The organism is Halobacteriovorax sp. BALOs_7 (assembly GCF_003612895.1).
GTDB classification, from domain to species: domain Bacteria; phylum Bdellovibrionota; class Bacteriovoracia; order Bacteriovoracales; family Bacteriovoracaceae; genus Halobacteriovorax_A; species Halobacteriovorax_A vibrionivorans.
In genome coordinates this window covers 1748922-1770755 of the sequence record NZ_CP027772.1, presented here as the reverse complement: position 1 = coordinate 1770755, position 21834 = coordinate 1748922, and the positions used below count along the sequence as shown (strand labels likewise).

The window sequence follows — 21834 nt, the reverse complement described above, 5'->3', positions numbered from 1 at the left end:
GAAATCTGTCGTATAGTTATTGAACAGTGGCCAGAGTTTAGACTACCTATCTAGTTATAAATCCGTTAAATTTCTGGCACTTAGATTGCAATTATAGAAGTGTGAAGAAACTTATCGTTACACTCATTCTTGCAAGCCTAAATGCTAGCGCCTTAGATATGACCTACATATTTGGTGGCATCACACCTCATATCCAGCGTCCAACAGGTGCTAATGCTAGGCCTCTGTGTAATGAGTTATCTCAAGGCAGCGGCGTTATTTATAATGAACTCCATTCACTACGAATCAATTATGACTATGACTGGTCCACTGGACTACTTGTAGGTGAGAATTCGTATTGTGAACCTATTTGGGGAGTGACACAAAGTTATAATCTCTATAGCAATCGTTATCTTGAATTTAATGCTACTGTCGGTTTCTATCACTTTGATGAAGATGGTTTTGATTTTAGTGAAGGTGCCTATTTTTCAAGAATTGGCTCGTTCTACTTTGTTCCTATTGCAGGAGTAGAGGCCAATATAAGTCTTTACAAGTCGAGGGACTTTCAAATATCCTTCATGAATCTCATTACACCTGTAATTACCAATCACGCAATCGGTGTAACTTTCAATTATTAGATATTTACATTATGGAGACAGAGATTTTGTTTACAAAACTCTCGTTTTGGTATAAGCTTCAACTTATACTTAAGATAAGGTTAAATTATGCTTGAAACTAGTCAATTACAAACTTTAGTGGCCGTAGCTCGTGCTGAAAGTTTTTCACGCGCAGCAGAGGACTTGAATGTAACGCAATCAGCAATTTCTCAGTCTGTTAAGAATTTAGAGAATAAAATTGGTGTGAAGGCCTTTAAAAGGACAGGAAAGAAAGTTGTTCTTACTCAAGAAGGGGAGAGACTCTATGAGCTTGCTCAAAACTTTCTGGGTGAAATGGATGAGGCCTTAACTGAAATTAAAGATAATAAAGACGAAATGAAAGGACGTATTCGCATTGGTACCTTAACAGGTGTTGGTAAGTCTTGGCTTGCTCAAGAATTACTGAACTTTGCACTTAAAGAAGATGGACTTTCAATTCATATTTCTCTTGGGTTCCAAGAAGACTTAATTAGAAGTTTTGAAGAAAATAAGATCGACTTCCTAGTACTTCCTGAAGGGGCCGTACCGAAGTCTGGTGAAAAACTTCTTCTTAGTGAAGAGGCCGTAACTCTAGTTTTTCCAAAGGGAAATCCTTTTAATATTACAAAGAACACGTCACTAGAAGAGCTTACTAGAATGCCTACTGTATTATTTGAACAAGGTGATAAGCTCTATCAAAATTGGTGTCTTGCTAAGTATGGAAAAAAACCTAAGAAAGTAAATACTCGTTTTTCTGTTAACTCACATGGAAATATGCTCCAGGCCGTAAAAAATGGACTAGGAGTTGCTGTGGTTCCAAATCACGTTCTAAAGCGTTGGCATTATAAAGATGATATCGAAACATTGGGAAAGGCCTTTGAAGTGTCCCATGACCGTTTCTATATTGTATATCACAAGGATGCTACGGACCTTGTTAGAATCAGAAAGACAATAGAGATGCTAACAAAAGAACAGAATCCATTTCTTTAATCATGAAAGAGTTTGATGTTAATAATATTCCAGCATCAATAAGAGAATTCATTAAAGAGAATTATCGCAAAGGTTTTCGCTTCTGCTTAGTAGGTGGTTATGTTAGAGACTGGGCCATTGGTAAGGAGAGTCTCGATTTTGATTTTGAAATAAGACATATTAATAATATGCAAGGTGAGGAGTGGATTGATTTCTTGAAATCTAGCTTTCCTTCGGCCGAGTATATCGGCATGGGTGTCATTAGAATAAAACTTCCTGAATATGAAATTGAATTGTCTTCACCTCGAACTGAAGAGTTTGATGGTGGACTATCTCATAAGAATTTTACACCTCATTTTGATTCAACACTAAGTTATCTTGAATCTTTTAAAAGACGTGACCTTCGTATTAATGCTATTGGACTAGAGTTTAATTTAGGAGAGGAATTAAGCGCAACGATTGTGGATCCGTATAATGGCCTTGATGAAATTTCAAATAAGGTATGTTCACATATAAATGATGATTTCTTTAAAGATCCAGTAAGGCTTCTTCGTGCAATTCGTTTTAGTGTAAACACTGGTTTTAAATTACAGTTAAGTGATTCATATAAACGCTTTAATCTATCAAAACTTACGCAATATTATTTTGAGTATGAGATAAGAAAGTGTAATTCATCAGCGACTTTTGTCGATAATCTGGTCAATGTTGTTTCTACTTACAATATCGCTCTTGTTAGTGAACTTGTGCCAATTAAAGACTTTAAAAATCAATCGTTGCTATCAGAGACAAAATCTTATGAAGAGCTTCTGCTTTTTGACTTAGGCTTAGTAGAAGAAGGGCCTTTTAAGTTTCTTTCTATGAAAAGGTCTCGTTATGCAAATCTCTGCCGCTTAAAGAAGGCCATCTTAGATAAGGATGCTCTTGAATTCTTAGAGGCCCTATCTAAAATTAAAGTGGATGATCGTTTTAAGTATTATGACTTAAAAGTTGAACTAGATAAGAGCTTAGATTCTGCTAGGTCAAAAGATGAACGAATTAGTACATTGAAGAGCTATTCGTCTAAGGCTTCGGCACTTTTTGCCTAAATAAGATACCACTAGATTTTCAATCTTAATATATGAGATAATAGAAGAAGGAAAATACTTCGGTGGGGGTAATATGGTTGACATTCATTCAATTATTGCAACTCATAAGAATCGAGATGTAAATGAGACGAAGCTTGATGCGAATTCGTTTCCTGTTCCTACGTTTTCTGATATTCCAGAAGTTTTCTTTGACGATATTCTTGTAAATTACCGTTTATCACGAGTTGAGATTGTGATCCTCATGTATCTATACCGCAAGGTTTGGTCAAAGACTAATCCATATCGTCTTCATGGTATCTCACAACTTATGTCTATGTCTGAAGTTGTTGAAAAGCTAAATATTTCACTTGATGAAATTCACCAGTCAATATTGAAGCTGGAAAATTTTGGCTTTATCTCAACAATTCGTGTTGGCCAATACTTTGTTCGTAGGTTCTTTACTAAGGAATTTGACGAGTATTATGGTCAGGATTATGACGACTTTGAAGTGTAGGTAATTTAACTTTCAACAATTTCAAATATTTAACATAGATAAATGAATTTATGCTAAAATAGACTAAATAAGTCTTTGTTGGAGTTATAAATGTCTAAAAAAATCGCTTACTTTGGCCATGATTTAGGTTACTGGGATGACCTAAAGAAGCGATTTATCAATACTTACCACAAAGAGCAATTTGATTTTATCGATCTAAAAGTCGATGAAACAACAGTCAATCATTCAATCTATGAGCTTTTCAAATTTGCTCCCAATGTTGTCTATATTGATATCAAGGAAAATGACAAGGCAAGTATAGACCTTGCTAGGCTCTTAAAGAAAATCAATTTCTTTTCAATGGTTCCAGTTGTTGCTCTCGTAACCAATGTTAAAGAAGTTATGAATCTCATATCAGATCATCTTGATTTTGTTTTTGTTAAAGGTGTTGAAACTCACGATATTGTGTACCACCCTTTTATGTTTAAATATCCAGAAATAGCAGAATCTGAAGAGTTTGCCATGGGGGCCTTAGAGAAGCCTGCTCCAATTAAATTGAAAGAAATTGCTCGAGTTGGCTATTATGGCCTTAGTTCAATGCACGTTGAAACGGCAAATAAGATCGAATCAGGAAAGCTCATCGAAGTGGAACATCATCTACCTTCAGATCATATGGCAACGAAGTATTTCAATGTTTTAAAATCGGGAAGTGAAGATATTTATTACGGTTCAAGATATTGGCTTGATTTAGAATATTTATATGTCGATCCCGCAAAGAAAGAAGATGGAAGCTTCAGCTTAAATGTCGAAGACCTTAGTGAGGATGAGCTCAATAAGAAATTAAAACTTGGTAAGAGTCTAAAGAAATGGGTAAATGAAAATGCCTCTTATGGATCAAGAAAAAGAACCAAGCTTCTTATGGTTGATCCTGATATGAGTTATTTTGAAGACAATAAGAAGCATCCAGACACTTATGATTTTGTATTTAGAATAAATGAAAAGTTTGATTCTGAATTTAAAAATATAACGCGAATAATGCCTGATATTATCGTTTACTCTTTTCCAACTTTTAATGAAGATACATTTGTTGATACAGAAGATGAAGACGATAAAAAGAAAAATAGCAACCCTCTTAGTTTAGACGAGCCTGGTAAGACTGTTGATGTCGAAGGTCTTTCAGAGTCCGCTAAAAAGCTTGAGGCTTTCCAGAGAAAACAAAATGCTATCTTTTCAGAATTAATTACAAGATTAAAAAGCTTTGGTGCCGATGCTCCTTACTTAATTATTTTAAATTGTACAAAGTATACATCTAAATCATTTCAAGATAAGTACTCATATCAATATGCTCTAGTAAACCCGAATAAAATTGGTATGAACGTCTTGGCGCAAATGATTCATCAATTAGAAGAGAAAAGACTTCAAAAAGAAGAGCAAGATATTAATGCTAAAATTGCGGCATTAAGAAAGAAAGATCCTATGAAGTATGCAAAAGTTAATAAGACATACTTTGATCCACCTAAATACTTTGTTAGTAAAAAAGATGAAATGAGCCATGCTCTTATTATTCGTGATGCGAGTCTGGTGGAAATATCAGAATCCACTTGTTTTTTTACTACTAAGGAAGAAATTGGATATGGAAATTATTATTTAACCCATCCTTTCAACTTAGCCGTTAAGATTGTCCCTCAAGAAGGAAAACTGAGCGTTAAAGAAGGTGATACCTATAAGTATCATGGGTTAATTCATGCTATTGGTGAAAAAGAAAAAATGCGTCTTCGTCAATTTGTAAATGATGTTTATACTCAACACAAAAAAGACGAAAGAGAAAAAGAAGCTCAAGAGCAACAAGAGGCAAATAAGCGATTTATTGAAGAAAAAGAAAAGGCCCGCTTAGAAGCTGAGGCGGCAGCATCTGCCGAGAGCGAATCAGATGAGGAGAAATCATCTGCCCAAGAAACACAAGAAAAAGAGCTAACAGAAGATGAAAAACTTATGCAAAGCCTTGAAGATACTGCCAGTAAAAAATAAAACCTTCCTTATTACTACACTAATTTAGAAACATTCTCTTCTTTTCTTACATCTTATGATTTATTTTCCGAGAGCCTTTAAAATAAAAGGATATTTTCATGGAGGAAGATAATGAGAAATCTAATATTAGCATTGATGCTATTTTTATCTAGTAATGTTCTAGCAGCAAATCTGCAAAAGTTTCATGACAGATTTTCATTTGAAAGAGATGACCAAGGTAAGATCGTTGCCGTAAGGGATCTTTCGATACGCAAAAAATTTCGTTTTCAAGACTATATTGATTACGTTAAGAACTCTATTCTTAACGAACAGGCCTTAATGGCACAATCTGGTCTTACTGGAAATTACGAGGCAGAAGTCGAAGGACTATTTGTAACAGGTAATGGTTTTCTAGGAAATGATTTTCAAACTCAAAAGAATGTAAAGAGAGTTGTACGTTCAATGAGAGCATTTGAAGGAATCAATTTTCAAGAAATTTTTGCAAACCCAAAATTCAAAGAATTAATGGAAGAATTCCAAGCAAAGCTTAAGGATGCATTTTATTACATTGATCCAACAATTATTGCAAAGCCAGATAATTCTACATTCTTCTATCGTAAGAATGTAACTTATAAAGTTGTTTCATGGGCCTTAAATCAAGCTAGAAAGAGACTATCTAGTGTTCCTGCACTTAATACTGCTTTCTATGTAATTACTGAAGCAGAAAAGCTTTTTCGTACAAGAAGACACTACCATCAAAACTTAATGCTTCATTACTTAGAATTTGCTGATGCAAGTGCACTAGGACTAACTAAGGAAGAAGTTGATCTGATTTATTCTTCAATTTATGAGTCTCGAATCGATTGGATCGCATTTTGGGAGTCAAGTAGTGCTAAGCTTAACTGGCCAAGATATGGTACTTCAAACTTTTATTCACAGTTTAGAATGGCAACAAACCGTTTCAGACAATATAATTCAAAATACACTGAAGTAGGTGAGAGATTAAATTACAGCTTCCAAGAAGTAACTCTTGATGGTGAGCGTGTAATTGTGAATCTATTCGATGGAAATCATACTTTTGATAGGTCTCCAGCTGTTGCTTACTCATATGATAGACCTGGGCGTGTGAAAAGACTTAGAGCTGTTCTAACGCTTGCTGGACTTGGGCTTAGCTTTGTTCCATTACCGGCCATTATTAAGGATAATGTGGATGCATTTATTAAGTCTTACTATAAGACTCAACAAATCACTGAAGGTGCTTTAGTTGGTTACTTTGAAATGAATGATAATGCATTTATGAAAGAAGAATTAAAGTCTCAATACATCAATCCATTTTCATCTAGTTTATAAAAAATAAAGGCCCACTTTGTGGGCCTTTTCTTATGCTGATTTATTCGAGTGAATCTTTATATTAGTAAAAATTAAAATTAATGTCTGAATTGTAAAGAATGTTCCAAGGAAGTAAGCTCCTCCTTGAGAGAATCCATATGAATGAAGGCCTGTTGCTAGGATATAGTTAACTCCAAACCATGCCATCATAACACTCATAAACGCTCCAGCTACGAGAGTTCCAAAGCGATTATTATTAATCCAGTTTGTGTATTTTCCATGAAGTATTGCCATATAAATACACAGAACGATTAGTGACCATGTCTCCTTAGGGTCCCAGCCCCAAAAACGTCCCCAAGAATAATCGGCCCATACACCACCGAGAATAATTCCTGCTGCTAACATAATCACACCATACTTAAGTGTTGTGTAAATTAAGTCATTGTAATAAGTTTCATCTTTTGAAGAGAACTCGCCAAAGGCCTTTCTAAATAGAATTGTATTGGCCAAAATCCAACTTAATGCTAGTGCCCCGTAAGACATAATAATAGTTGTAACGTGTGTACTTAACCAGAAATTGTCTCTTAGTACTGGTACAAGTGGACTAATCGATGGTGAAACCATATTCGTCGCAAATGTGATCATCATAAGTGTACATAGATTATAAGCAAGCCCCATATATAAATATGTTTTTTCTTTTTTAAGGTGCCCGATGATCATTGAAAGAAGTAGCCCACCATAGCCCGAGAAGATAACTGTTTCGTACATATTAGTAATTGGTGCACGTCCAGAAATATAAACTCTTAGACTTAAGTAAATTGTTTGAACAATAATAGTTACAGCAGCAAGACTTAAGGCCACGCCAAACTTTTTAAATAAAACGAGTGCCGCAAGAGCGATAAGTGTTAAAGCAAATGCAATCTTTGTTAACTGCATTTTATCAAAAGTATACTCAACCATGTACTTGTCACCTTTTAGGTTCACATAGTCTTTCTTTGCTTGAGCAAATGCGTCTTTAAATGGCGTACTAGAAGTTTGTGCTATGGCATCAATCTTTTCCTTCGTTAGAAAGTCAGTAAGAGGTGTCCAATTTATTTCTGCACCTACTTTCACTGGGAGTTGCCAATTTGTTCCCCCGACAATGTCATTGTAGAGGCCAATTTTGTTTAATAACTTGTTTAGCTCTTTCTTATAACCTGACTCTACCTTTTCTTTTTGGTATGCCATTCTAATTGTCGTGCTATGAGTGATGAGTTCATCAAATCCCATCTCTCCATCGCTATCTAAAAGTTTTTTCGTGTCTTTATGCTCAATTTTTGTTTTAAGCTTAAATGGTACTTCAAGTCCAAATGCTTTCGCACTTAAATGACAGAAAGTTTCTACACTTGTGTATCCTTTAGCTTTCTTCTTGCCCGTTAAGTGATCAATAACTTCTTTAGCATGAACCGTTAAAGGCTTAACTCTTCCATCCTGCCTAATTGGCATTTTTTCAAGTTCACTTTGGCAAAAATTAACATTTGCATAAACGTTTGTTAGTACAAAAAAGCTTAGTAGTAGTTTAAGCATTTAGGTCTCCTGTTTCTTCATCAAGTCCAAGTAGGTCCTTATTCTTCTTCTTTGGCCTATAATTTAGGTAATAATGCCAAGAGCAACCAAAAACAAGAAGAAGTGAACCAAGATACTTAATCCAACGTCCTTGGTCTAAGTTCACTGAAAGAGTTGAACTATATTGACCAGTTTGTGGATCTTGTGAATATGAAGCTTGGTAGAATGTGAATCCATCATATTTTAATGGATTATTCATATAGACATGATATGGGGTAGTATTTCCGTTTGTGAATAGGTTTACAAAACTCTCATAACTTGCAGGACGATTCGTCCCTGGGTCTTTATCCATTTTGAAACGAGTTAACGTAAACTCAAATGGAAGCATAAATGATCGCTTTGTTAAAAAGATATTTGTTTTAACACCATCAATTAGAACTGTTACGGGCTTATCATCAGTTAGCCAGTACTCTTTGTCTCTAACTTTTACTCTGGCCGCTCTAGTGGCACCTTTTACAAGAGAACCATTTTGCTGAATTGGTAATGTCGAGTGGGGTACCATTGTCGGTACAAGATTGTCTTCATGGCGTATTAGCTTTAATGTGAAGCCCATCCAAGGTAGAGTCATCTCACCATTGTTATCGAATTCTTGGCTAACCCATTTTTCTTCGTACTTGTCCCAGAATGAAGCCTGGCGACCAAATAGAAAGAGGTTCGGTTTTTCTTTAAATAAATTCATTGAAAAAACACGAATTGGTGCATCCATAATCGGTTGTTTCTTTTGAATATCAAATGCCCATGGGCTGATGTCAGGAAAGAAAGAGTAAACTTTGTCTCCATCTTTTATAGCAAAGAATCTCTTTGGCTCGTCAGTTTCTGTTAGAATGACTTTCAGTCCACGCTCTTCTGCTGTAAAACATGTTGAGTCTCTAGAGTCCCATAGTATAAGGCCGCTTTTTCCTGGCCTTTTTATACAAGGGGCCAAGGTTTTGGGAAGATATGTGATATTTAAAAGGCCCATTGATAGAGATGCTTCAAAGTCATATGCTTCTGGATGAAGACTTAGTGTGAAGTCTTGAGCAACGTTATCGTTTGAAATAATGTAACTTGAAGAATGAGTATTCTCACTATTTTCAGATTCATCAAGAGCTGGTAGCCACTCCATTTGTTTTTCAGCAAATGGCATATAACGTCCAATTTCAACGTCTTTATATTTGACATCAATATTCTTATCAAATGCTGTATATGGAAGAGGAAGAACGGCCCTTGTATTTTCATCAGGGCGAGTGATCTCGATTACATCTTCATTTAAAACAACTTGTCTTGAAGGAGTCATTGGACGAAGGTGAATCGTCCCATCAATACCAGCGATATAGGTAACGAATGAGCCTATTCCAATTACGATTAGACCTGTGTGAATTGTATAAAATCCATAGAGACGCTTTTTAGGAGGGAGTCTTACAAAGGCCGCAAATAGGATACTCAGACACATGAAGAATTGGATGGCCATAAACCACCAAGTCTTATAGATCAAGCGCCCTACAAAATCAGTTCCGTAATAGCTTTCAACAAATGTTCCCACAGTCATTGCTAATGAAAATAAAGCGATAATAATAACTGCAAACTTCATTGAGCCGATTGTGCGCTCAAGATACTTATAATTTATCTTATTCGTTAATTTTTCTGTAATCATTGATACTTGGCCTTTCCTTCTTTGCTACTTTGAATAGCATTTTCCCTGAAGTCAGGCCATTTATTTTGCTTAATTTACAAAGAACTTACAATTGAGAGATCCATTTTGTGAACTGGTATACGACATATACAATTGAGTAAAGTATCACTTGATGCGTAACGTAAATAAGGAATGAATGCTTTCCAAGAAATTGTATTTTTCTCAATGGATAAAGTTGAGGGTAGTTAATACGGTGTAGGCCGAGGTGAAAAAAAGTGATTCCAAGTAGTGAAACGGCCACCCATGGAAATATCGCAATATAATCTAGAGATGCATGATCCATTTGTGGAAAAGGAATTGCATACTTTGTTTGTTCAAGGACAAGGATTATGACGGCAAGAATTGCACTAAGCCATGGCCTATTGCGTAGTGGCGTGATCAAAATAGTCGCAAAGAATATGCAGTGGAGAGTTCCAAAGTATATCCAATTCTTAGGAAACATGAAGTAAGTTGAGATACTTATGATTAAGGCCGCAATTCCAATTTTTGCAAGGCGGATATTATAGGATCTCATGTGTATTTTTCCGGGGTGGGCCATACAGATGGAGACACCAACTGAAAACATAAATAAAGTAACAATAAGTCTTGGTAGGTAATACCAGAAACCAGGCCTAAAGAACTCGACATCAACATATCCAAATATATCCAGATCATAGGTGAAGTGGAAGATAATCATTAGAATCACGGCAATGCCGCGAATCAAATCAATTAAATGAAAGCGTTTAGAATTTTCACTCATGTGATTATGATAACATAAAAGATTACTGCGCTAGCTAGTGGTCAAAATGTAACATTATTGATAATTTGCAGATCTCATACTTTAACAAAAAGATAAAAATGAATATATCTAACCAGGCCCATTCTCTCTTAGAAAACTATTCCGGAAGTGAATTTGGGCAATACTTATCACCAACATTCTTTGACGAGCACTTTATGTCTACGGAAGAGAATGCTGAGGCAAAAAAAGCTTTAGTGGTAAGTGCTCTAAATATAATTAGTAAAATTGGACCTCGAGGACTGTTTATGGCGAGTTTTCGCGAGGCAGAAAGCTTCTTGCGTGATGATCCTACAAAAAGTGCCTGGGAAGGTGTTTTAGAGCTAAAAAAGTGGTTTGAAATGATTCTCTTGGATATCCAAAAGGACTATTTTGATTCTCAATTGATGAGCAATAAGGTTGAAATGAGGCAATGGGAAAGTCTTTCTCTGAGACAGAGAATTGATTCTGTTAGTAATTTTGTTGAAAATACTAATTCTTGTTTAGACCAGTTTGAAATTGGTGAAATTCAGTTGTTTAGCATAGAAGAGAATGAAGTTTGCCTTGATGATAGAATCATATTTAGTGGACTTCGTGGCCCGCAGGCCAATAAATTGAAAGAGGTATTATTTGATAGTATTGCTAGATATTTGAATTTCTCATATCAGAGTACAAAGATAAAATTGGTTGCGCAGTAATATATAAACAGTTAATATTAGATAGCTATAGGTAAATAAATATTAAAAATTTTTGAGTATATAAAAGAGGAAGTAGAATGAAGTTAACGGCCCTAGCACTTATCACACTTGGTATTTTTTCAATGAATAGTGTTCAAGCACAGAGCGCTGCTAATGGTAAGACATTATATAATCGTTGTGTTTCTTGTCACGGTGAAAATGGTGAAGGTAAGAAGTCAATGAAGGCTCCACGTATTGCTGGCCAATATGATTGGTATATTTACTCGTCACTTGTTCAATTTAAAACAGGTGAAAGAAAGAACCCAGATATGTTACCATTTATTAAGAATCTGAAAGACTCAGATTTCAAAGATCTTGCTGCGTATATCTCAACTCTTTAAGATCAATTTTTATATTTAAATTTTACTAGGAAGGAATCATGGTAAAGGCCATTAATGTCGGCGATCTCAAATTTGAATCAGTAACATCTCAGAAGAATGTAAAAGATGTGTATGACTACAATGTTGAAGCATTCTCTGATAGTCCAGATTTTAAGTGGACTCTTGATGATATTAAAAAAGAGATGAGTGATGGTTGGCAATTATTTTCAGTAAAGCTATCAGATGAAATCATTGCAGCTGCTTTCGTAAAGAAAGAAGATAGCAAACTGCTTTGTAAAAATACTTCAATCAAAATGCAACATAGTGGGAGTGGTTACTCTCACAGAATAATGGACTTCTTTGAAGAAGCCGCGAAAGAATTTAATGTCGATGAGATTGTTCATTATTGTTCAATTGATAATTTCAGACAATATTCTTTAAATGAAAGCCACGGCTACCATAAAACTCCTCGTAAGCTTGGCCTAAACGGTCATACGACTGAGTGGGTAAAGCAAGTTAGTAAGTAGTTGCTGGGTAGTGTCTTGTTGCTTGGGGCATTTCATATCGTGTTTTGCCCCAGCTCTTTTCAATTCGACCACTCTTATTATCAATTAGAGCTGTAAATGATTGCGGTAATCCATTAAATGTCTGATTAACGATATAAATCGACTTATTAGAGATTCTTAGCCTTTTTACAATTTCAAATTCACTATCTGCAAGGGCAGGGATATTACTTTTAACCTTGTTGATAACTTCAATATCAGATTCAGTTAATTCTTTCTTTATTCGTCCAAATTGTGGTGTTTCCGTTTCTACTTTATACGGATTCTTATTTAGTGATGTATCCAAAGATGCAATAGAGCGAGACTTTACTTTCTTATTATGGTGATGCTTATGTGTGTTTTTTGTTATAGCTTTATCTGCTTGAACTTTTGACTTTGTGACAATATTTGATTCTTCATTTTGATAAGAAGAGATAATGAATAACCCAGCAACAAAGAAACTTCCAATTACTAATGCTTTTTTCATGATTTCCCTTATGGCCTATTGTCCAATCTTAAAATTAATATTTAAAATATTAAAAGGTTTCTCACCTGCAAATTCAAAATCACTGAAGTCGTCATATGAAGATTGACTATCATGATAGCAATCATCACAATTTGAAAATGTCGTACGTAGGCGACATGTGACTTCCGTTCCAATTGGTATATTTTTGTTAATTTCAAAAAACATTAAATTTGAGTCAGTGAATATTGGCTGTCCTTGTTCATCTTGCATTGTTTCTTGCCAGTTTGAGTTAGGTAGCATGAATGGTATATTCTGTGTGTTAGCACTTGGTATGGCCTTTACGAAACAGTTATTTAAATCATCTTGTGTTCTTTCTTCTCCTTGTCCAAGACAATCTTGTTCAAGTAGTCCAATATCTGATTTCATCTTTTTTAAGAATTCATGTTGATTTAAAATCTTTGTGCTTGAGCCATCATTATATGTAAGCATGCAAACTGGCATGATACGTCCTGAATCATCATAGTTATCTTTTGTTAATTGGTCACATGTTGTTCCACCCTGAGCTAGGGAAGGAAAGTTGTCACTTAAATCTGTACATGGAAGGCCATCTTGCATATGTGCCCAGTCTGAAGCGAGCACTCTTGTTCCTGCCATAATCGAATTGGACTTATTAAAGACATTAGCAAAGATTCCAACGATTTCTCCAGGTGAAACCTGGCCGTTACCATTATTGTATCTTGCATCAGTTGTTGTGACTTCTTCGATCTTCATTTGGTTTCTAATTGTTTGATAGATCGTAGATCTTATATCGAAAACACTAATGTCCGAATATGTCGATCTAGTGTCTTCTATTAAAAGATTTTTACTTATTAGTTCAGATTTTTTTCTATTAAGTTGATTAACAGTTACGTTACCAGATGTACCTGTAAAGTTATAATTAGTATTATATGTTCTAAATAGGAGTAGCCCATAAGAGTCGAGTAATTGCTCAAGATCATCTTTTGAGAATGAATTGAGAGGGCATAGGCTTGTGCTTTGTATAGTCATTTTTAAAACATTTCTAGCAAATGCCTGTGAGAAGTTTCTAAAATTAACAGGCTTTACTGATTTAAGCCATTCGTGTGCATAGTTAATATCCAGATTTATCTGGTCGACAAAACTGTCCTTTGCCTTTGCTGTTAAGTCACCAAGTTCTGCCAGTGTTTCGGCCAAAGTGTAGAATACTAATTTCTTAGCTTGTGTGTGAGTGCCAGTACATTTATTTTGAAATTCTTTTGTAAGAGCAACTAAGAAGTGACTGATTATTTGTCCATCTAAGTGGATATCATCAATTCTTTTTTCAGGTGAATATACATTATATCCTAGGTATTCTGGATATCTTAAGCGTGAATCACTATCACTTGATATTCCTGCAATGTGAAGACTATCATCTTCTGAAAGTGGGCGAGAGGCATTTTTAAATTTACCAAGTCCCCATTCTCCCATATGTTCACGACTATTAACGAAGTACGAGAAATAATCTGATAGGCCTTCGTTGATTGATAAAGCATCATCGTGAGCAAAGTATCCTAGTTGACTTTCACCACTACATACTTCGTATTCATCATTTCCAAGGCAATTATTTACTGCGTAAGAGCGATTACGATGGTTCATTAGACGCTCAACAACAGTATGACCGAACTCATGGTAGATAACTGAAGGGTCTTGTGCCATTTTTAAATTTGTATAACCAGATAGATAACCTAGCCTTATTTTGAAATTACTTGGGCTAAAGCTTGCATTATCTTTAAGTGAAGAATCCGCTTCTACAATAAGTTTTGAACTTGAGTTTGTTAAGCTTTTCCAAAATGACTTATGCTGATCGGAATCACTTGGAATTGTACTTGAGAAGGGACGTGATCCAGTATTTGGATAAACGATATTATAGTAATTTTGCATGTCCGATAGGTATGTATCCATGATCTTTGACATGTGGTAGTAAGCATTAATTTGTAGAAATTCAGTTGATGTAACTGGAAATGCCCATTGACTTGTTTCATTGTAGAAAGGAGAAATTCCTGTATCTTCTGTAACCTCAAGGCAATTTGCTACCATGGTACAATCTTTAATTAGATATTGATTATTTGTGATTGGTACTGGAGAGCGAGTGATAAGAGTTGATAGATCTGTATCTTCATCTGCACTATAATCACTTAAGATCAGTGGATTAGCAGCAAGTACTCGTCCATAACCTGCAGAGACTGTATCTTGTGTATTCTTTAGGGCCTTTCCCCCAGAACCTGTACGATTTTGAGCGGGATCTACTAAGCATGAAGTTGTAAGAAGCCCTAAGCACAAATAAAAGGTGAGTGCTTTTAATTCTCTTTGTTTTTTTCTAAGCTTACGTACCGCTATATTCAATTAGGCCTCCTATGCCTTAATTAATTTTCCTTATTGGATCATCCCATCCTCTGAAGCTATATCGCGATTGATCTTCTCCATAAGTCCTGGGATAAGTCCTTTTTGCCCGAGTTGTGATCCGTTGATGGCCGCACATGCTGTACCACTGTATTTTTCACCAATGCTTTTCCATGCATCTTGTAATCCTGGGTTCATAGTTCTCTTAAGTGTGATAGAAACATCATCAACACCAAGAGCCTCGGCTAGACCGTCCTTATAATTATCATCTTCTCTGTCAATACAGCGCTCATAAGCACTTTTTCCACCATCAGATTCATCACTTTCACCCTCACATTGGGCCTTAGAGTAAGCTGTTTTTGATTTCTTTATTGCACGACAAATGTCTTCACCTAGCTTATTGTTATTCTTTAAATTATAATTTGATTGTTCAAATCCTAAATACGTTTGAACTGAAGTTACTGTTGATGAGTTGAGCTTCTCATGAAGGGCATCATTCATATTGTCGTAAGTCTCTCCAGCTTCAATTTTTGCAAGAGCCTCGCTAATATAAGACTTTAAATCATCTTCACTGTTCTTTTCTTCATCAGTCATATTATCAAAAACAATATCTTTAAGTTTTTTTGCTAAGTTTCTTGTCCCATTCGCTCTAGCACATGCTTTTTTCAAATCATCTGTAGGGTTAGCACTTTCACCATCTTCTGATAGAAGGCCTTCACGTCCTGCTTCATCACAGAATCTATTATATTCATTGATTTGTTCAAAGATGAGAGTACTATTACCACCTGGGTTAAGTATGCTTGCTGGTCCTCGTTGAGGTTGTTGTGCTTGAAGAACTGAAGCAATTTCTACTGCATCAGAGTAGAGATCCTTTGCTGAGTGATCACCGCTACAACCTGGTCCATAGCCTTGCTCTTGTAGACCTCTCATCTTTTGACAAAATTCCATTTGTTTTTTTGAATTATCTGCAGCTTGTTTTCTAGCTTCTTCTAGTTGTGAGGCTATCTTGTTATTTCTTTCTTGAATTGCTCCATTACAGTCTGAAACAAAGTTTTGCCACTTTGTGATCTCATCATTTAAGCTTTGTCCAATTGTGCCTTTTTGTTCAGCAATATGATTCATTTGCTCTTTTTTCCAGTTTTCAAGACTTCCTTTCATTTTAGAAATATTTCCAACCATCTGATCCATTAATGCTTTCTTAAACTTTTCTGGATCTTTTTCAAGAAAGATACCAGCTATTTGTTGATCACTTTTTGGAACATCAATAGCAGTAAGTCCACCTTCAAATGTTAGACCGTTCATTGATGATAATCCAAAAGCTTTTGCTGCAGCTGGTGTTAGGTTAGGGAACATTCCCTTATACATTTTGTCTGCAACATTTGACATGTGTGACTGCATTTGAGTCACAAGGGCCTTGGCCCTTTCTTCTTGTTGCATCATTTGTGCATTATAAAGGTCAGCTTGTTGCTTTAGTTCTTGTGTCTTTTGTTGCACTAAGTTCTCTGTGAATGCACTACATTGTGCAAGGTTTTCAGAACAAGATGCTGCCTGAGTTACACAGAAACTTGAGCTTGATGTATTATAAGTATCTTTAGAACTACAGCTACTTAGTTCAACAGAGCGTCCATTACAGTTGTATAATGCTTCATCGATAAGAGCAGAAATACTTCCTTCTCCTCCTGAAGCGATACTTCTACTTGTATCTTCTTGTAGCTTCTTAGCTTCACTTACTAGTTCTTGAACTTCTGCACGATATGTTTCAAGTTTTGCAGCATCACCAGCTGGCTTTAGGTCACCATTATAGATTGCTGTACATTCATTCTTTAGGTCATTGTAGTATTGACCAACTGATTTTGTTACATCACGACCGCTACTATTAGTAACAGTAATTCTGATATTTCCATCTTCGATTGAGTTAACTGTACGATCAAGTGCTGATAGAGAAGTTGGAGAGCTAAATGCATCAGAAGCAACTCTTTTAAAACGGCTTAAGGCATCACCACTATTTCCTAGCTTTACGTGGTCGAAGCTCTTTAGTGATTGTGCTAGAGGAGTTGAGTATGCAGCTCTATTTGAACCTGACATACACTCTAAGACAAACTTTTCTTGATATGAAGCAGTACTCTTTGCAGCAAGACGTTCTACTTTTGCACTAAAGCTTGGATCTAATGGATCCTTTGGTACGTCTGCATCGCTTACACCAAGTTTGCTCATAAGATTATTGATCTTAGCAGCTCTTGTTCCAAGGTCTGCTCTTAGGTTACCTTTTCCGATATCATTAAATAGTTTCCCAAATCTTAGGCCACTATAAGTACTATTTCTTGTAAGGGCACCTAGTCCGTCTTTTTTAAGAGCAGCAATAACTTTTTTCTTATCACTTGCTATTTTTGCATTTAATTCAGCAAGAGAGTGTCCTCTAAATCCTTTTGCTTCTCTTTCATCATTTGTCATTTTATCTTTTAGGCCAACAAGTCCACCACCTCTAGGGCTTTTGATGATCTTGTTAACATCATATGCATCGACGCAGTTTTCTGGTAGTAGCTTATTAAAGTCAGTATTTTTAAAGTCCTGACTTACTTTATTTCCGCCACCATTTAGTAATGCGTTTAATTCATCAACTTTAATTTTATTCTTCTTTTGAATTTCAATTGTTTGATTTAATTGAGCTTCAAATTGAGCAATCATCTCTTCATATTTAGATGTCATTGATTGGTAATTGTCTTCAATACTTTTTAGTCCCTCTGTAAGACATTGTTCCCCGATATAAGGAGGAACATTGCGAGGTTTTTTAAAGCTCATATATTCATTTAGAATCTTTTGTCCAAATTCAAGAGCTTGCTCTGGAATTTTCATTTGTCCACCAACACTACAGGCACCATTTGGAGCAAGGATTGGTTCAGGAGCAAGAGGGCAGTTAAAGGCAGGGTGAAAACGACGAGCAGACATCTTCTGTTGTGCATCTGCTTGTGCTTTATTGAATGAATGCAGGCCTTGGATTTCTTGTTGTGAAAGTTGTCCTTGGTTATACATCTGCTTAGACATATTACCGACAAGGTTTAGGGCACCCATAATTGTTTTAGCACCAGAGCCAGAAGTGTATTGAGACCATGTCTCTCCATCTTTTTTTACAAAAGCTTGAGCACTTAATGGTAGAGATGAATGAATAAGAGTTAGTGCAAGTACGCTAACCTTAACTTTTTTTAAAGAAGAATTTTCACCTTCTTTATTCAAGCTCTTTGTTTCTTTGGCCTTTGTTAATCTTTTCACTTTAGTTCCCCTGTCAATTCAATGCCTTATACTTATCGACAAATTATCTATTTTCTTTATTTTATTAAGGTTTTCAATTCTGACCTAGTAAGTTGGGTAATTTATTGTTTCGACAAGAAAATAAGTCCTTGAAATTATGAATTGGATCACGTCATTTCATAGTGTTAAAATATATCTAAATTTCAAAATTTCTAAAAATATAGTGCCAAATTTTGTGGCCGTTTGAAGAAATAACTATTATTTGGAAGCAAAATCTCTATGTTTTTTACACCGAAACGATATTTAAAGATTACGGCCACTATAATCGACTTATGCCTATGTTTATTTTTAAGCTACGGATTATTGTCAAATGAATTCGTGTTGGCACTGGCCAACTCTGTTTTTCATATTTCAAAGGATTCTCTCTCGATCCAGCATCTCTTTGTTTTTGTCGTGACTTATTTCTTCTATTATTTCTATTGCGCACTGTTGTTCAGTTTAACTTTTGGGCAATTAATATGTGGTGTAAGAATTATGGCACCTAGCTTCTTTTTGCGAAGATTGGCCGCCATTATGCGATTAATACTTTTACCAATTCGTGTTGTACTTGACCTATTTTCTAGAGAAATTGAGCATCCTTGGAGTTCTAAATTAACAGCATCTCGCTTAGTATATCGTTCGAAAGTAATCTCTTACTTCTTTGCTACGTTAATCTGTCTCATAGCAGTCGCCTTAACACCTTTTAGTCCTTTGATGTATAAGCAACAACTTCTAGGACAGCAACAAGTTGATTATGGCCTAAAGAGTTTTGTGGAAGGGGATATTAAGGACTTTGAATCTTTTCAAGAAATTGGTTCAAAAACTTTGGGATTTTCTAGTTTCACAAACTTGGCAGATGGGCGTTTTGAGCTTATTCCAAGTTATGAAATTAGAAAGGTTTCCTCAAAAACAATCTTTCGTCCTTTAGTATCTCTTTGGGATAAGAAACTTTCAATTAAGGGCAGTTTTAAAATAGCTTCACGTTTTGATCTCTATGAGCTTGTTAAAGTCGCAAAAAATAATCTTTGGTTTTTTAGCCTTTACTATCCCGAACTTGATAAATCGTTGGAGTTATCAATTAAAGATGACAAGGACTACTTCTATATTAATCAACGAGCATCACTAGAGCTGTTTCAATTAATATCAAATGCTTTTCTTGTTGATTATAAAAATATTCCTAAATTAATGATGAAAGGGCATTTCCAATTCCTACCATACCTTCAAATGAAACTAGAACTATCTAAGTTACTTGAATTAACACACGATAATTATGTGGACTTCATTAAAAGTGGAGACACTATATTTGTACGTAAAAAAGATTATTCTGGTGAGAATATTATATACCGTGAAACTTTTTTTAGTCTCTCTCAGTTGAGACCTATTGTTTATAAAAGTGTTTGGGACAGACATCTTGATAATGATAAGTCACAGGCCGCTTTATCTAACGCACTTTTTTTCAAAGCTAGATGGGGAAAGAAAGTTGAGGAGAGATATGATATTTGGATTAAGGAGAGCTTGTTTAATCCTTTATTTGCCTTTGATTTTTTAAATGAAGCTGATCAAAGTAAAGATTATCGACGAAATTTTGAAAGATATATTTTAGGAGTATACGTTGAGTCTTCTTTATCTGCCCTAGAGTCTAATCAGCAAGATTATATTGATACTGTACGTTCAGCTTTGCAGCGTTATTCTTTAGTTTTTAAAATGGCATTAGAAAGAAAAGACATATTTTATTCTAAAGCGACAATTAAGGGTTTCAATGACATTCTTCTTGGCCTAAAATTAAAAGATAGAAAGCCAATTTTAGAAGTTAAGGAAAAGTTGAAATGACATTATGGATGGCCATTGTTTATGGAATAATTCAAGGATTAACAGAGTTTCTACCTGTTTCAAGCTCTGGTCATTTGGCCCTACTTCCATTCATATATGAGTTTAAAGACCCAGGAATATTCTTTGATTTAGCTATGCATGTGGGAACAGCTTTGGCCGTAGGTATCTACTTCCATAAAGATGTCTTAAGAATTACAAAGAATGCAATTTACTTTATTCTACCTGGAAAAATATGTGATGATTTCACTAAGAACTTTATGATCGCAACTTTTTTTACAGGCTTTTTTGCATTAATCTTAAAACCAGTTGCTGAAGCTTATGGAAGAAATGAAGTCTTTATTGCATTCAACTTAGCATTCTTTGGTATCTTATTGTTCATATCAGATCGCATAAGTAAAACAAATAAGAATATGGAAGGGTTTCGTGCCTCATCGTCTATTGTAATTGGACTATCTCAAGTACTGGCAATTTTTCCAGGTGTATCACGTTCAGGTATTACAATTACTGCGGCAAGATTCTTGGGGCTTTCTAAAGCTGACGCTTCTTCATTTTCATTCTTATTATCTCTGCCTCTTATTTTTGCAGCCTTTATGCTCAAAAGTTATAACTTAATGTCTAAGCCACAAGGTGTGCAATTTGAGCTCTTTAATTGTGCAATAGGCATGTTGGTTTCATTCTTTGTGGGTCTTGCTACTATTCACTATTTTATGAAACTTATTAAGAGAATCCAATTTGGTTACTTTTTAGTTTATCGCTTGATTTTAAGTGCGCTAGTTTTTTATCTTCTCAAGTGATTCTTCAATTGTTATTTTAGGTGAATAACCAAAATCAACTCTTGCATTATCATGCTTGAAATAATGAGAAGTTCCCATTTGTAGGGCCACAAAACGTGTCATTGGTGGTTGATCGTCATACTTTCCTAGAAGCTTATAAACTAATTCGAAAATAAGGCCAATAAAGTATACGATCTTAAGAGAAACTTTATTACTAATAGGCTTTTCACCCTTGGCCTCTAGTATTTTATTAATGAAGTCCCATAGGTTGACGGGTTTCTCTTGGCCAATAAAATATGCTTTTCCTTGATTCTTGGCCTCTGTAGATAGCTCTTTTAAGGCCATGACATGTGCATGTGAAGCATTCTCTACGTAGTTAATATCAACTAAGTTCTGGCCATCACCAATAATTTTTAAACGGCCACTCTTTGCCCTTTGAATAAGTCTTGGGATGATATTCTTATCGCGTTCTCCATAAATTAAGTGAGGCCTAATTGAAGTTGTTAGTATTCCATGGCCATTTGACTCAAGGACAAATCGTTCTGCAATAGATTTAGATTTTGCGTATTCATTAAGATATTTTTTTGGATAGGGAAGTGACTCGTCTCCATTTTTAATCTCGTCTTTTCCAAAGACTACGCTTGGTGTACTTGTGTAGATTAAATATTTTGCACCTTGCTCCTTCATAGCATTTACAAGGTTCTTTGTTCCATCAACATTAATGCGATGAAAGTCTTTACTCTTTCCCCACATTCCAACTTTTCCTGCAGCATGGAATACTGCATCGATATCTCTTAAGGCATTTTTAATATCTTCATAATTAGTTAGGTCGCCTTTAATTGTTTCGATACCAAGCTCGTCAACTTCTGAGGTGTGTCGACGAGAGAAGTTGATTACTTCATGTCCATCTTTTAATAAGTCTTTTGCAATATGATAGCCTAAGAAGCCAGTAACACCTGTAACTAAGACTCTCATGA

General features: G+C 35.3%; 18 protein-coding genes. 11 read left to right on the top strand and 7 right to left on the bottom strand.

Annotated elements, in window-relative coordinates; translation table 11 throughout:
* Nucleotides 1-101: 101 nt before the first annotated feature.
* The 6 genes from BALOs_RS08465 to BALOs_RS08440 all read left to right on the top strand — a co-directional run bounded on the left by BALOs_RS08465 (nt 102) and on the right by BALOs_RS08440 (nt 6497).
* Nucleotides 102-617 (top strand): hypothetical protein, encoded by a 516-nt coding sequence (locus tag BALOs_RS08465; protein ID WP_120404901.1) that lies wholly within the window; start codon nt 102-104, stop codon nt 615-617.
* 87 nt (nt 618-704) lie between these two features.
* A complete protein-coding gene (locus BALOs_RS08460; RefSeq protein ID WP_115362969.1) occupies nt 705-1604 on the top strand; it encodes a LysR family transcriptional regulator in 900 nt (299 codons plus the stop codon).
* 2 nt (nt 1605-1606) lie between these two features.
* The gene (locus BALOs_RS08455; RefSeq protein WP_120404900.1) at nt 1607-2668 is read left to right on the top strand and encodes a CCA tRNA nucleotidyltransferase; all 1062 of its coding nucleotides are present in this window, start codon (nt 1607-1609) and stop codon (nt 2666-2668) included.
* A 73-nt stretch (nt 2669-2741) separates the two neighbouring features.
* A complete protein-coding gene (locus BALOs_RS08450; RefSeq protein WP_115362965.1) occupies nt 2742-3161 on the top strand; it encodes a hypothetical protein in 420 nt (139 codons plus the stop codon).
* Between the two features lie 90 nt (nt 3162-3251).
* Nucleotides 3252-5168 (top strand): hypothetical protein, encoded by a 1917-nt coding sequence (locus tag BALOs_RS08445; RefSeq protein ID WP_120404899.1) that lies wholly within the window; start codon nt 3252-3254, stop codon nt 5166-5168.
* 111 nt (nt 5169-5279) lie between these two features.
* Entirely contained in the window at nt 5280-6497 is a 1218-nt protein-coding gene (locus tag BALOs_RS08440) for a hypothetical protein (protein WP_120404898.1), read from the top strand.
* 30 nt (nt 6498-6527) lie between these two features.
* On the opposite strand, the gene BALOs_RS08435 is transcribed toward BALOs_RS08440, so the two are convergent.
* The 3 genes from BALOs_RS08435 to BALOs_RS08425 form a co-directional block, all read right to left on the bottom strand.
* The gene (locus BALOs_RS08435) at nt 6528-8042 is read right to left on the bottom strand and encodes a cytochrome c biogenesis protein (protein ID WP_115362960.1); all 1515 of its coding nucleotides are present in this window, start codon (nt 8040-8042) and stop codon (nt 6528-6530) included.
* Nucleotides 8035-9714, bottom strand: coding sequence for a cytochrome c biogenesis protein ResB (locus BALOs_RS08430; RefSeq protein ID WP_120404897.1), 1680 nt, complete (start codon nt 9712-9714; stop codon nt 8035-8037). The genes BALOs_RS08435 and BALOs_RS08430 overlap by 8 nt, the downstream gene beginning before the upstream one ends.
* Before the next feature lie 85 nt (nt 9715-9799).
* The gene (locus tag BALOs_RS08425; protein ID WP_120404896.1) at nt 9800-10492 is read right to left on the bottom strand and encodes a heparan-alpha-glucosaminide N-acetyltransferase; all 693 of its coding nucleotides are present in this window, start codon (nt 10490-10492) and stop codon (nt 9800-9802) included.
* A gap of 98 nt (nt 10493-10590) precedes the next feature.
* Between BALOs_RS08425 and BALOs_RS08420 the strand changes: the two genes are divergently transcribed.
* From BALOs_RS08420 to BALOs_RS08410, 3 genes are all read left to right on the top strand, one after another.
* The gene (locus BALOs_RS08420) at nt 10591-11205 is read left to right on the top strand and encodes a hypothetical protein (protein ID WP_120404895.1); all 615 of its coding nucleotides are present in this window, start codon (nt 10591-10593) and stop codon (nt 11203-11205) included.
* Between the two features lie 77 nt (nt 11206-11282).
* Nucleotides 11283-11585 (top strand): cytochrome c, encoded by a 303-nt coding sequence (locus BALOs_RS08415; RefSeq protein ID WP_115362952.1) that lies wholly within the window; start codon nt 11283-11285, stop codon nt 11583-11585.
* A 38-nt stretch (nt 11586-11623) separates the two neighbouring features.
* On the top strand, nt 11624-12091 hold the full coding sequence (locus BALOs_RS08410) for a hypothetical protein (protein WP_115362950.1): 468 nt from the start codon (nt 11624-11626) through the stop codon (nt 12089-12091).
* On the opposite strand, the gene BALOs_RS08405 is transcribed toward BALOs_RS08410, so the two are convergent.
* From BALOs_RS08405 to BALOs_RS08395, 3 genes are read right to left on the bottom strand one after another with little or no spacing between them, the layout of a single operon-like run.
* On the bottom strand, nt 12081-12593 hold the full coding sequence (locus tag BALOs_RS08405) for a hypothetical protein (RefSeq protein WP_120404894.1): 513 nt from the start codon (nt 12591-12593) through the stop codon (nt 12081-12083). The two genes, BALOs_RS08410 and BALOs_RS08405, sit on opposite strands and share 11 nt — an antisense overlap.
* Nucleotides 12594-12608: 15 nt before the next feature.
* Nucleotides 12609-14972: a hypothetical protein gene (locus BALOs_RS08400; RefSeq protein ID WP_115362946.1), complete on the bottom strand. Its 2364-nt coding sequence runs from the start codon at nt 14970-14972 to the stop codon at nt 12609-12611.
* 30 nt (nt 14973-15002) lie between these two features.
* Nucleotides 15003-18236, bottom strand: coding sequence for a hypothetical protein (locus BALOs_RS08395; protein WP_120404893.1), 3234 nt, complete (start codon nt 18234-18236; stop codon nt 15003-15005).
* Between the two features lie 552 nt (nt 18237-18788).
* Here BALOs_RS08395 and BALOs_RS08390 point away from each other — a divergent pair.
* Together BALOs_RS08390 and BALOs_RS08385 are read left to right on the top strand one after the other, a co-directional pair.
* Entirely contained in the window at nt 18789-20084 is a 1296-nt protein-coding gene (locus tag BALOs_RS08390; protein ID WP_120404892.1) for a hypothetical protein, read from the top strand.
* Complete coding sequence (locus BALOs_RS08385) at nt 20081-20878, top strand: undecaprenyl-diphosphate phosphatase (protein WP_120404891.1); 798 nt, start codon at nt 20081-20083, stop codon at nt 20876-20878. Before BALOs_RS08390 ends, BALOs_RS08385 begins: the two co-directional genes overlap by 4 nt.
* On the opposite strand, the gene BALOs_RS08380 is transcribed toward BALOs_RS08385, so the two are convergent.
* The gene (locus BALOs_RS08380) at nt 20855-21832 is read right to left on the bottom strand and encodes an NAD-dependent epimerase/dehydratase family protein (RefSeq protein ID WP_120404890.1); all 978 of its coding nucleotides are present in this window, start codon (nt 21830-21832) and stop codon (nt 20855-20857) included. The genes BALOs_RS08385 and BALOs_RS08380 overlap by 24 nt on opposite strands.
* Between the last annotated feature and the right edge of the window lie 2 nt (nt 21833-21834).

Bases quoted from the DNA above. Each gene is read 5' to 3' on its own strand.
- BALOs_RS08460 (WP_115362969.1), top strand. From the start codon at position 705: ATGCTTGAAACTAGTCAATTACAAACTTTAGTGGCCGTAGCTCGTGCT.
- BALOs_RS08455 (WP_120404900.1), top strand. From the start codon at position 1,607: ATGAAAGAGTTTGATGTTAATAATATTCCAGCATCAATAAGAGAATTC.
- BALOs_RS08450 (WP_115362965.1), top strand. From the start codon at position 2,742: ATGGTTGACATTCATTCAATTATTGCAACTCATAAGAATCGAGATGTA.
- BALOs_RS08445 (WP_120404899.1), top strand. From the start codon at position 3,252: ATGTCTAAAAAAATCGCTTACTTTGGCCATGATTTAGGTTACTGGGAT.
- BALOs_RS08440 (WP_120404898.1), top strand. From the start codon at position 5,280: ATGAGAAATCTAATATTAGCATTGATGCTATTTTTATCTAGTAATGTT.
- BALOs_RS08435 (WP_115362960.1), bottom strand. From the start codon at position 8,042: ATGCTTAAACTACTACTAAGCTTTTTTGTACTAACAAACGTTTATGCA.
- BALOs_RS08430 (WP_120404897.1), bottom strand. From the start codon at position 9,714: ATGATTACAGAAAAATTAACGAATAAGATAAATTATAAGTATCTTGAG.
- BALOs_RS08425 (WP_120404896.1), bottom strand. From the start codon at position 10,492: ATGAGTGAAAATTCTAAACGCTTTCATTTAATTGATTTGATTCGCGGC.
- BALOs_RS08420 (WP_120404895.1), top strand. From the start codon at position 10,591: ATGAATATATCTAACCAGGCCCATTCTCTCTTAGAAAACTATTCCGGA.
- BALOs_RS08415 (WP_115362952.1), top strand. From the start codon at position 11,283: ATGAAGTTAACGGCCCTAGCACTTATCACACTTGGTATTTTTTCAATG.
- BALOs_RS08410 (WP_115362950.1), top strand. From the start codon at position 11,624: ATGGTAAAGGCCATTAATGTCGGCGATCTCAAATTTGAATCAGTAACA.
- BALOs_RS08405 (WP_120404894.1), bottom strand. From the start codon at position 12,593: ATGAAAAAAGCATTAGTAATTGGAAGTTTCTTTGTTGCTGGGTTATTC.
- BALOs_RS08390 (WP_120404892.1), top strand. From the start codon at position 18,789: ATGCGATTAATACTTTTACCAATTCGTGTTGTACTTGACCTATTTTCT.
- BALOs_RS08385 (WP_120404891.1), top strand. From the start codon at position 20,081: ATGACATTATGGATGGCCATTGTTTATGGAATAATTCAAGGATTAACA.
- BALOs_RS08380 (WP_120404890.1), bottom strand. From the start codon at position 21,832: ATGAGAGTCTTAGTTACAGGTGTTACTGGCTTCTTAGGCTATCATATT.